Source organism: Pseudomonas sp. Sample_11, assembly GCF_004307505.1.
GTDB classification, from domain to species: Bacteria; Pseudomonadota; Gammaproteobacteria; order Pseudomonadales; family Pseudomonadaceae; genus Aquipseudomonas; species Aquipseudomonas atacamensis.
The window spans coordinates 63077-72075 of sequence record NZ_RCOD01000031.1 but is presented as its reverse complement, the minus strand read 5'-3'; the positions used below and the strand labels follow the sequence as shown (position 1 = coordinate 72075).

Below are 8999 nucleotides of genomic sequence, written 5' to 3'. Positions count from 1 at the left end.
CATACCGCATCCCAAGGGCATCAGCGTGGTGCCCCACAGTGTGCCTTCTCTGCATTGTTTGTGCTTTCCACGCTACCGCAGATCGAGGGTCGTTCAATCTTCGGTTGTCAACGAGCGTTCCCAAAGAAACCCAACGGTTGAGCGGGTGAGGCCCAGTCGACGCGCAGTCTCAGCTTTAGTTAAACCTGCCTCTTTGCACGCCAGCACTTTTTGCAATTTAGCGATATCCGCTGGTCGCGATGCGGGGCGCTTAGCCACCTCCACGCCGCTGAGGTGCTGTCTGATGTCTTCGGCGCTGACCTTGGCTCCAAGATTGTCCAGTTCGTCATGCGCCTTCGTCAGAATTGCAGCAACTGAAGTGTTGTCGCGTGTTGAGACAACCAATGCCATGAGAGCGGTAGGGCTGAGTCCAAGAGCTTCGGCGAGCTCCGCAAATTTTTCAACCGTAGGACTGCTCACGGCATTCTCAATTTTGCTCAGGTAGGTGCGGGAGGCGGCATTGGCCAGGTTCTCCTGCGTGAAGCCCAAATTCTCTCGAATCGTGCGGACGACTGCTGCGAGTGCTGGCTTCAACAAAACGATGTCCTCAAAAGAGAGGATGTAGCCATGTTGTCGTGTACAGTTACACGTCATATGATGTATAAAACTGTACGACTTGCTGTCGGTGATCTCGCTTGCACTGGCCGGCGCACCAATCAGCGGCGTGGTACGACACGGCTGGCTCAGCATGCACAGCCCTGGGTATGGTTTTGCGTACGCAGCGTGACTGCGGTTGGAGGCTCACTCAATTCCCCCAATTATTTACTAAATCGCGCCGCGTACTGGGAGCCTACTGGGAGATGGGGCGGCGTAGTCGCTCCGCGTTCGTAATAGTTTCACCAATTGTCGAGAATCAAGCAGATGTTCAATTGTGATTTTGCGCGAGATCGCCGGATGGCTGAGGATCACCAGGGCGCCTTACAAGGCTTGCCTCCAGAGGTCGTTCGGGCTCAGCACGTCGACTGGTCGGTCGGTGTCGACGCATTCCTTTTCGGCGCCGCGAGAGTGGGGGAGCGCTATGTCGCGCTTGTCTACAACGACCAATCGGGAGTGTCGAAAAACGGTATGACAATCGCGACACCTCCCGTGCGGTGCATCGCCGAGAAGGACGGATTCAAGCTGGTTCGCAGTATCGGAGGAGATCACTACGTGATCACAAGCGAGCACGATTGTTGAAAGCCTAAAAGCTCCGACTGTCTTTCAGCCCCATTGGGAGTCGAAAAGGACAATAACCCCAAACTCGTTTTCAAACGTGTACCGCATGAACGACGCCATCAGGAGGGGTTTGATGGGGATTCAGATAGCCGCGCCTCCCGAAAACCGGAGCGCTTAAGGATGAAAAATGGCTGACCTCGAAAAAATAACCGTGACGATCAAAAATTATGACGTCCAGGCGCAAGGCGATCTTGATGCTCTTTACAGTCGGGTGCGACTTGAAGATGAAAAAGGAGAAACATTCTATTTCAAACAGGTGGTCGTTCCGAAATACCTGAAAATTCATGGTGCGATGGCGACCGAGACTCCACGAACTTGGTATTTCAAGAGAATCTCGAAAAAGACCATTGTGGTGCTGGCTTTTGAAAACAAAGCTGGAAAAGTTGAATACGATCTGGATGACCTCCGATTGATCGCTAGATCGACAATATTGAAAGGCGTGGTGTTCTCGCTCGGCTCAATTCCTGCGGCCATCATTGCTGCTACGGCCACATTCGGTCTTGGGTTAGTGATCATGCCTATGGGCCTCTGGTACGGATACAGGAACATTTTCAAGCTTCCAGCGATGCTGAGTCGCAAGACACTCCTTAATGATTTTGCGCAGCACGGAATCAAAGTTCGTTAATTTCCGCGAATGTCGTTTGGATATGTGTTTCGGCTGCGGTAGTCGAGAGGCCGCTAACTTATGAAGCTGACCTCCCTGTCTCCCGTCCGACCTTTGCTTGGGAGGCGTAGCCTGGACTTGCAATCTATGGATACGGCTGACGGACAACTGCGCAGCACCCACTCAACTAACTATGAGTACTTACGTGCTCCCAGGGAGTCGTGATGAGTGATATCTGGCTACGAGAACGAGAACGAAGGAAGGCGCTATGGCGGCTCGCTGAACTAGTACCAGGCGATCAAAGCGCACGAGCGATCCTGGAACGATTGGATGAGCTTGAACGACTTGATCATGAAGTTCCATTGAGCGCCTGCCATCTCGACCACGCTGAGCTGGTTCGGCTGCCTAGGGAGGCTCATCCTGTAGGATGCTGGATTATTCGGAACTCAGATATCCCAGAGCCTTGGAGATCCCGCTTCGCGGTGGCTCTGGGGCCAGCAGGTCGCGTGGAGGCAGGATTCTACTGGCATGATTGGACTGATTTTCTAGAGGCTTGGGAGCGCGAAGTCGCGCACGTGGAACAACATCGATTGGCGCTTGATGACGAGTAACGGCAATTTCCCGAATGCCCACGATGTTACTCCAGTGGATCAGAGTGGTCTCTTGAGTATGGAAAGCAGGGAATTAGTCAGCGGGAGGAGAATGATGGAGAAGCACGTAAGAACGCTGGGCCGTGACAACCTATCAGAACTCGAATCTGTTGAACGACTAGTAGCGTCAATCGGGCCAGCGGCGTTCGAAGCCGATGTACGATTTTTATCGAGCCTGCATACCGTTGATACCGAGTCAGCTATCCAATCGATCAGCCGCCTCACCCATCCCTCCCTAATAGGGATGAGCGAGACACCCTTCCAAATTTTCCAACGGCTGTGTGACGACCTAGTATTACGAGCTCCGTCGTTGCTTCAGCGCCCAAGTTATCGGTGCAGAAATGGTGATAACACAGCAGTCCCTTTTGAACTCTGGTTGAGCATCGTTCGGCATGCCCGAGAGCATTTTGACCCAGCGGGGTTGGATGCTGAGTTTTTGGTCGCGAGGATGCGGGAGGGACTTTCGAGCAAGGGGGCGTTCGATGCCCTTATTGCTTCGAAGCGCCCCAAGTGATGGCAGACATCGACTCCAGGCGATAAGCACTCGATATTCGTCACGCCTTCATGCCATGACTACGCCTTTGAGGTTGATCAGAAAGGTTACCTCCCGCGTTGCAATGGTGTGATAACGATGCTCCACAGCGCTTCCGCAGCACCTTCTTGAGATAGCTTTTGATCATGCCCAGCGTAGTGGGACATGCCCAGCGTTTTCAAATACAGGGCTTGATCATCAGCGTTTACCGACAGCGACTCGTTGTAGCTGTTACCCGCGAATGAATCGCCTTGGCTGTAGTAAATCCCGGCACCCAGCTGACCTCCTGTAAACACCGTCCCCCTAGCAACGTCCCGTCCGTCCTTGTAGATGACCGCAGAAAAGCGATTGGCGTCGATTCGACGATACACACCTTCATAGCCAGGATTACGAGCTTGAAGCTCTTGCAGGGAGTTCTCGAAGTAGCGAGCGATGTATTCGAACGTGTCCAGCAAGAACTGATCTTTGTCCCGCTGGGTGAAGATCTTGGCAACTCTAAGGTTACTCGACCGGGGGCCAGTGGCCGGTAGCGGGGAGGGCGGTTGTAGGATAGCTGTCGCCGAGCGAGCGATTTGCGATGAAGGAATGGGCACATCCTTGCGGCATCGTTCTACAGCTTTACGCACTGCCTGCGCTACTTGCAGGAAAGCTACATCGCGGTCAGGCCACAGGGTGACGGGTTTACCATCCTCAGGCGTGGCAAGCAGCTTACCGAACGGAGCATGATGCCAATCGCACGCACGCAAAATCACAGGGATGACGATCGCTTCCTTTGCGGCGTGGCGCTCCATGGCGCGAGCCATCTCGATGTTGTAGCAATAATCAGAGGCGATGAAGTCCGGGCTGACCAAGAGAAGGATGATTTCGTCGCTGTTGATGTGGTTGTCGATGGCTGAATCGATTTCTTGACCAGCGCCGATCCTGCGGTCATGCCAAGTGTCGATAACGCCTTGGCGCTTGAGCATCGATAGCTGCTTTTCCAGCTGATCACGAAGCGCCTCATCGGCATGGCAGTATGAAAAAAATACGCTTGGCAAGATCGGCGCTCCATGGATTGGTGACGGCTTAGATCTTAGGGGCTGTCCGATGCCGAAGTACAGGCCTTAACTTTCCCGTGTAGGACAACGTGCAGCGTGTCGTGCGATTCATAAAGCGCAAATTGTCATAGCTCTGGGAATCGATATATTGGGAGGGATTCTAAGTCACTTCGGTGCGTTAGCTTCGAGTAGCGCTTCTTTTAGAGCTGCGAGAGCGCACTTCAAACGGCGATCTTCCCGAGGATCGCCACTTGCAGGCTTGTGCGATTGACAGTGATGTAACAGGGCCTCTAGGTCGTTTTGGTTAAGGTCGAATTCGATTTGCATCAGCTTGCTCTCTGTAAGTGAGGGGCGACGGGTTGAAAGCTAGGCACTGCCCGAGGAAATTAATGAGGTTAGCGTGCAGGATGAGGTAGCGAATCTGCTTTGGGAACAGTCGTGGCAGGTCTTCGGCGAATCTCTGAGCAAGGTATTAAGTGAGGCCTTTACTAGCTACAAGCGCAGCGCCGGCTACGATGAGATGCAGCGCTTGTACCCGAGCGCGGTAGGTGACGAGGCTTTTCAAGTTTTGAGACAAGCGCTAATCCAGCAGTGGCCCAAGGTCAATGGTGAGAGCTCGCACGCTTATGTTGAATTGCGTGGTCGCCTCAAAGAGCACGTTGAGCAGTACTTACTTCGCCGCCTCGTTCTAGGTAATCAGGTCGCACCGGCGCTCCGAGATGCGCTGTTTGCTGCTGATTTGGGCGTGTGAGGCTGAAACATTCGCTCATTACTTAGCAATGACAGTCCACAGCTGGTTAATCTTCGTCATATAGCTCTGGCTCATCAGTTCACTGCGCATCGCCCAACCAGGCGCGGCAGGCACGCTGGCTAAACGCAGCACTCTCTTTCCCCAGCGACTATCGATCTCATCCAAGGCACCCATTACTTTGTCCGCAATCACAGGCTGCGAAAGCTTAACCGTCCGGCGAAGTCACCTACCCGATCCCTGCGATAAGGGCGATGTTCTCCACTTAAAAATACGTGGAGAACATCGTAAGCGTCTGGCGAACACGCCTATGAATGTGTTGAACCGAAGATAACGGCATCAGCATTTCAATTGTCCATAGGCTTGGGCCATGACTTCCCAGGTTCTCGCGTCGGCAGGAATCAGATGCTCAATACGCAGCGACTCCATCGTAATGTCGAGAGGCATGCCAAATGTTGTAAAAGTTGACATGAATTTCAGTTCCCCGTGCCTTGAGTCGAGCCGCGTCAGTACCAACGGAGGCAGTTCGTTTGTCAACGTGGAAGCCTCTTGAGGCGTGGGGAGGCTTTTCAGAAGCGTAGCGAGCCCCGGGTTGCTCAGGGCCTCTCTAGCTGCCCTTTGCCAAGCAATCAATCTGATTTCCTCGACGTTGTTCAGATGATCGCCCAACCCTCCAGGCTCCAGCAGCGTTACCAACAGATTTAGGCCTTCTGCCGCATCGGCACTCAGGCCGACCAGATCGAACAGCACTCCAGTGCTGGCGTTGGCTGCCAATATCTCCCACTGACTCCCCAAGACAATCGCTGGTGCGGGGTTGTTGGCATGAAGCAGGTGAGTTATAGCGTCACGAACAGCCTCCATGCTTGGCGAGGTAAGAGGTGTTGCTTCGTAGCGCGGTGCATAACCACTGGCGAGAAAGACACTGTTGCAGTGCTCTAGAGGCGCATCGAGTGCCATGAGTAGGTTATGCAGAGTTCCTGGGCTTGGCTTGGCGCGCCCTGTCTCGATGCAGCTGAGGTGGCGCTGAGAAATACCTGACATCAAGGCTAGGTGGAGTTGGCTCAATTTTGCCTGACGTCGCAGTTGACGCAACTGCTCACTGGCAGTGATGGCGGGTGTCGTTCGAGGAAAAGGTCGGGTGCTCATTGTTCGACTCTGACGGCGCGAATTGGCTGAGTCCATGACCTGTGAGGTCATTGATCTCGTCGTGACAATATCACTAGCTTGTCAGCGTTGATCATCGCTTCTTGCTCAAGGAGGACAAATGAAAAGACCCTACCTCTCACTTGCCACATTGGTAATTTTTTCCTTGTATACGGCGGGTACCATGCTCGTTGCCGATCAATCGCTCATCGACTTCGGCCTGGAGTTAATATCCAGCCCGGACACTGCCCAAGTAGTTATTGACCTTTACCTGCTCGGCGTCCTCGCTTGCATCTGGATGTATCGGGACGCTCGCTCCAAAGGTCGATCTGCGGTCTCTCTTGTGCCTTACTTTCTGATAACGGCAGTCTTCGTATCGATTGGCCCATTGCTTTACCTCGTTATCAACGGATTCGCCAAGAAGAAGCTGCCTACGGATACCACCGGTTACAGCATCAATATTTCGCGCAATCTCGACTAAAAGGAATGCAGAGGAAGTCCGTTGGCGTTTGGCAATTCCTTTGTTTCTAGATGTCCGGCCAACACGCCTTCGCGTAGCGCATCGACCAAGGGCTGGAGCTGCACACCGGTTTGACCGACCCATTGCGCCAGTGTCGAGCGGGCGATGGCCAAGCCGGCGCGGCCAAAGATTTTCTCTTGCCGATACAGCGGCAAATGGTCGGCAAATTTGGCCACCATCACGTGAGCCAGCAGCCCTGCCGTCGGGATGCCCTTATCGATGACGTGGGCGGGAACCGGTGCCTGAGTCAGTGTTTCACACTCGCGGCAGACCCATTTCCCGCGCACATGCTGCTCCACCGTAAACACGCCCGGCGTGTAATCCAGCTTCTCGCTGACGTCCTCGCCAACCCGCTGGAGCTGGCAGCCGCAGGCGCATTGGATGTTGTCGGGTTCGTGATAAATCACGGTACGCGGAAGCTGCGCAGGCAAGGAAACACGCTTGGGCTGCTTGCGTGGTTCAGCTTGCGCAGCCGGCGGACTCAACGCCTTCAGCTCGGCTTCAATGGCCGCGATGTCGGTGTCGAGTAAGTCGTCGAGCAAGCTGCCTTGGTCGGGACTCAATTGCTCACTGCGCTTGGCAAACTTGTTACGTTTGAACCAGGCGATTTCGTGGGTGAGTTGCTCGATGATGGTTTGGTCGCGGTCGTTCTTCTTGCCCATCCTGTCGACTTGCTGTCCGAGCGAATCAACCTGGGACAGCAACTGCGCAGCGAAAGCGCGCAGTTGGTCGGGGGTCATCTGATCGAGATTGGGCGAGGAAGTCATGCCCTGGATTTTACCAAAGCGGATCGCCTGCGGCAGCAGGCCGAGGCGCTAATTAGAGCTTCTAGAGCAATGTGATTGCACCGCCAGCCCCAACGCGTTGCCAAGGCAGACCGAGCACCAAAGCCTGAAGTTGCTCGGCATCCAGCTCCATCTCGCAGCCTAGTCGAATGCCTGGCCAGTGAAACTTTCCTTGGTTCAATCGACGAGCAGCCAGCCAGACGCCAATCCCGGCATGCACCAGCACTTTCATACGAGTGGCGCGGCGGTTGGCAAGCAGATAAGCACAGTGCGGCTTTGCCGCACCGAACACCGCGATCACTCTGGCTAACGCGGTCTCGGTGCCGGCACGCATGTCCATGGGCTCGGTGGCAAGCCAGATGGCGTCGATGCGAATCATTGCGTGAGTCCACGGACAAAGCGGGCGCAGCCTTCAGGATCAGACATCGGCCATTTCACCGTGATCGATTGCTCGCCAAGCGGCAGCTCAATAATCGCCAAAGCTTCCGCCTGCCGCTTGGGTGCAGCTCTCAACGGAACGAAAGCCGGAAAGGCTGCTGGCGGCTGGTCTCGGTAAAGCGGCAGCCACTTGCGGATCAGTTGGCGTTGATGCCGTGGCTGATGGCGACGCTGGATAGGGTTGCGCCCGGTTCCAGGCATTCCTGAACAACCTGGGCCTTGAAGGGTTTCGGATAAGAGCTTCGATGGCGCATGGAAATCCTGACGTTAAGGCCGATGGCGTCCGCTTAAAAATACGCGGACACCATCGCCCTTAATGCTGGAGTTCGGAAGGTGACTTCCCCAGACGCTTACGCGAAAGCGCCAAGAGGTCATCAGTGAATTCGCCAGGCTGTCGCAGATCCATCAGCAAAATCTCGGCTTTGCTGTATTTGAAGCCCGATCGGAAGAGGCGATTAACCTCTTCAGTTGCAGCCTTCGTCGTCAGCCTCACGTCGTTGATCGGATACGGCACTTCTACCAAGGCGCCGTTCATGAGTATTTGTCCTTTGGCTCATGAGTGTGTGAGTTACGCGTGCTGCTTGGAATTCAAATATTCGTCGGACTTTTTCGGAAGTGACAACATGACCATGAAATTCGTGAATCCATGGCCACTCAGTGGGCAGGCCTTCAAGCGTGGTGAGGTTCGCCGTCAATAGGCGCTCGGAGGGAGGAATTTCTGAGAAGAAGCGCAGCTTGAGACTATGAGACCTGGTTTGGGGAATTCCAGCGTTCAGCGCTTTTTCCGTATACGACCCTCGCTTGATCTCAGGCTTTTTTTGCCTTCAAGGCTCTTAGCATCGGCTGTGGCTCGCGCTTTTTAAAATTCATCCATGGTTTCAGGCGAGCCCAGTTTGCGGACGTAATGTCCCTCACTCATGGAAGTCAGAGCCTGCAACAGCGCGCAGATAGGCTTCGTCAGCTTCACGTCGCAGACCTCGCCATTCTCGCCAATCAATGAGTCCGAGCCTGTCCATTTCATCCGCTTGCCGCAAAAGTTCATCGTGGTAAGCGTCCGGACACTCTTTTCGGAGCGTGCAGTTCTCCAATGCTCTGTGCCAGGAAGCACAAGCAATGAGTTTAGCTTCCTCGTCTGGAGAAAAAAGATCTTTGCAAATTTTCATGGCGATCACTTATCGGGAGTTTGTGTGTGGAGCAGCGTTACGCGGCGAGAGTTCAGAAGCGTCGACAGGAGGCAGGCAAGGACAACATTTGCCTGGTTTGGGGGCAACCGTTGTGAGCGTCCGCT

10 protein-coding genes and 3 pseudogenes are annotated in these 8999 nt (G+C 54.3%); 4 read left to right on the top strand and 9 right to left on the bottom strand.

What is annotated here, in order from left to right:
• Positions 1-93: 93 nt before the first annotated feature.
• On the bottom strand, positions 94-729 hold the full coding sequence (locus D8U60_RS07650) for a helix-turn-helix transcriptional regulator (RefSeq protein WP_241663525.1): 636 nt from the start codon (positions 727-729) through the stop codon (positions 94-96).
• A 204-nt stretch (positions 730-933) separates the two neighbouring features.
• On the opposite strand from D8U60_RS07650, the gene D8U60_RS07645 reads away from it, so the two are divergent.
• Together D8U60_RS07645 and D8U60_RS07640 are read left to right on the top strand one after the other, a co-directional pair.
• A complete protein-coding gene (locus D8U60_RS07645; RefSeq protein ID WP_125926570.1) occupies positions 934-1215 on the top strand; it encodes a hypothetical protein in 282 nt (93 codons plus the stop codon).
• A gap of 166 nt (positions 1216-1381) precedes the next feature.
• On the top strand, positions 1382-1879 hold the full coding sequence (locus D8U60_RS07640; protein WP_125926571.1) for a hypothetical protein: 498 nt from the start codon (positions 1382-1384) through the stop codon (positions 1877-1879).
• A gap of 1229 nt (positions 1880-3108) precedes the next feature.
• Here the strand turns inward: D8U60_RS07640 and D8U60_RS07630 are convergent.
• A complete protein-coding gene (locus D8U60_RS07630; RefSeq protein WP_125926573.1) occupies positions 3109-4077 on the bottom strand; it encodes a toll/interleukin-1 receptor domain-containing protein in 969 nt (322 codons plus the stop codon).
• Positions 4078-4477: 400 nt separating this feature from the next.
• Here D8U60_RS07630 and D8U60_RS07625 point away from each other — a divergent pair, with 400 nt between their 5' ends.
• The gene (locus D8U60_RS07625) at positions 4478-4828 is read left to right on the top strand and encodes a hypothetical protein (RefSeq protein WP_125926574.1); all 351 of its coding nucleotides are present in this window, start codon (positions 4478-4480) and stop codon (positions 4826-4828) included.
• 18 nt (positions 4829-4846) lie between these two features.
• Here the strand turns inward: D8U60_RS07625 and D8U60_RS07620 are convergent.
• Together D8U60_RS07620 and D8U60_RS07615 are read right to left on the bottom strand one after the other, a co-directional pair.
• A pseudogene (locus D8U60_RS07620) lies at positions 4847-5029 on the bottom strand (DUF4113 domain-containing protein); the annotation flags it as partial.
• 135 nt (positions 5030-5164) lie between these two features.
• Complete coding sequence (locus D8U60_RS07615; RefSeq protein ID WP_241663524.1) at positions 5165-5971, bottom strand: helix-turn-helix domain-containing protein; 807 nt, start codon at positions 5969-5971, stop codon at positions 5165-5167.
• A gap of 118 nt (positions 5972-6089) precedes the next feature.
• Here D8U60_RS07615 and D8U60_RS07610 point away from each other — a divergent pair, with 118 nt between their 5' ends.
• The gene (locus D8U60_RS07610) at positions 6090-6449 is read left to right on the top strand and encodes a DUF2834 domain-containing protein (RefSeq protein ID WP_125926577.1); all 360 of its coding nucleotides are present in this window, start codon (positions 6090-6092) and stop codon (positions 6447-6449) included.
• A gap of 56 nt (positions 6450-6505) precedes the next feature.
• Here D8U60_RS07610 and D8U60_RS07605 read toward each other — a convergent pair.
• The 5 genes and pseudogenes from D8U60_RS07605 to D8U60_RS07585 form a co-directional block, all read right to left on the bottom strand.
• Positions 6506-7255: pseudogene (locus tag D8U60_RS07605) on the bottom strand (transposase); the annotation flags it as partial.
• Between the two features lie 61 nt (positions 7256-7316).
• Entirely contained in the window at positions 7317-7652 is a 336-nt protein-coding gene (gene tnpB, locus D8U60_RS27840; RefSeq protein WP_148101530.1) for an IS66 family insertion sequence element accessory protein TnpB, read from the bottom strand.
• 196 nt (positions 7653-7848) lie between these two features.
• The gene (locus tag D8U60_RS07595) at positions 7849-7965 is read right to left on the bottom strand and encodes a transposase (RefSeq protein ID WP_130899837.1); all 117 of its coding nucleotides are present in this window, start codon (positions 7963-7965) and stop codon (positions 7849-7851) included.
• Between the two features lie 98 nt (positions 7966-8063).
• Positions 8064-8243: pseudogene (locus D8U60_RS07590) on the bottom strand (DNA polymerase V subunit UmuC); the annotation flags it as partial.
• Positions 8244-8622: 379 nt separating this feature from the next.
• The gene (locus D8U60_RS07585) at positions 8623-8874 is read right to left on the bottom strand and encodes a hypothetical protein (protein ID WP_125926579.1); all 252 of its coding nucleotides are present in this window, start codon (positions 8872-8874) and stop codon (positions 8623-8625) included.
• Between the last annotated feature and the right edge of the window lie 125 nt (positions 8875-8999).

What these genes read in the sequence shown, in the direction of transcription:
- D8U60_RS07650 (WP_241663525.1), bottom strand. Translation starts at nt 729, where the DNA reads ATGCTGAGCCAGCCGTGTCGTACCACGCCGCTGATTGGTGCGCCGGCC.
- D8U60_RS07645 (WP_125926570.1), top strand. Translation starts at nt 934, where the DNA reads ATGGCTGAGGATCACCAGGGCGCCTTACAAGGCTTGCCTCCAGAGGTC.
- D8U60_RS07640 (WP_125926571.1), top strand. Translation starts at nt 1,382, where the DNA reads ATGGCTGACCTCGAAAAAATAACCGTGACGATCAAAAATTATGACGTC.
- D8U60_RS07615 (WP_241663524.1), bottom strand. Translation starts at nt 5,971, where the DNA reads ATGAGCACCCGACCTTTTCCTCGAACGACACCCGCCATCACTGCCAGT.
- D8U60_RS07610 (WP_125926577.1), top strand. Translation starts at nt 6,090, where the DNA reads ATGAAAAGACCCTACCTCTCACTTGCCACATTGGTAATTTTTTCCTTG.
- tnpB (WP_148101530.1), bottom strand. Translation starts at nt 7,652, where the DNA reads ATGATTCGCATCGACGCCATCTGGCTTGCCACCGAGCCCATGGACATG.
- D8U60_RS07595 (WP_130899837.1), bottom strand. Translation starts at nt 7,965, where the DNA reads ATGCGCCATCGAAGCTCTTATCCGAAACCCTTCAAGGCCCAGGTTGTT.
- D8U60_RS07585 (WP_125926579.1), bottom strand. Translation starts at nt 8,874, where the DNA reads ATGAAAATTTGCAAAGATCTTTTTTCTCCAGACGAGGAAGCTAAACTC.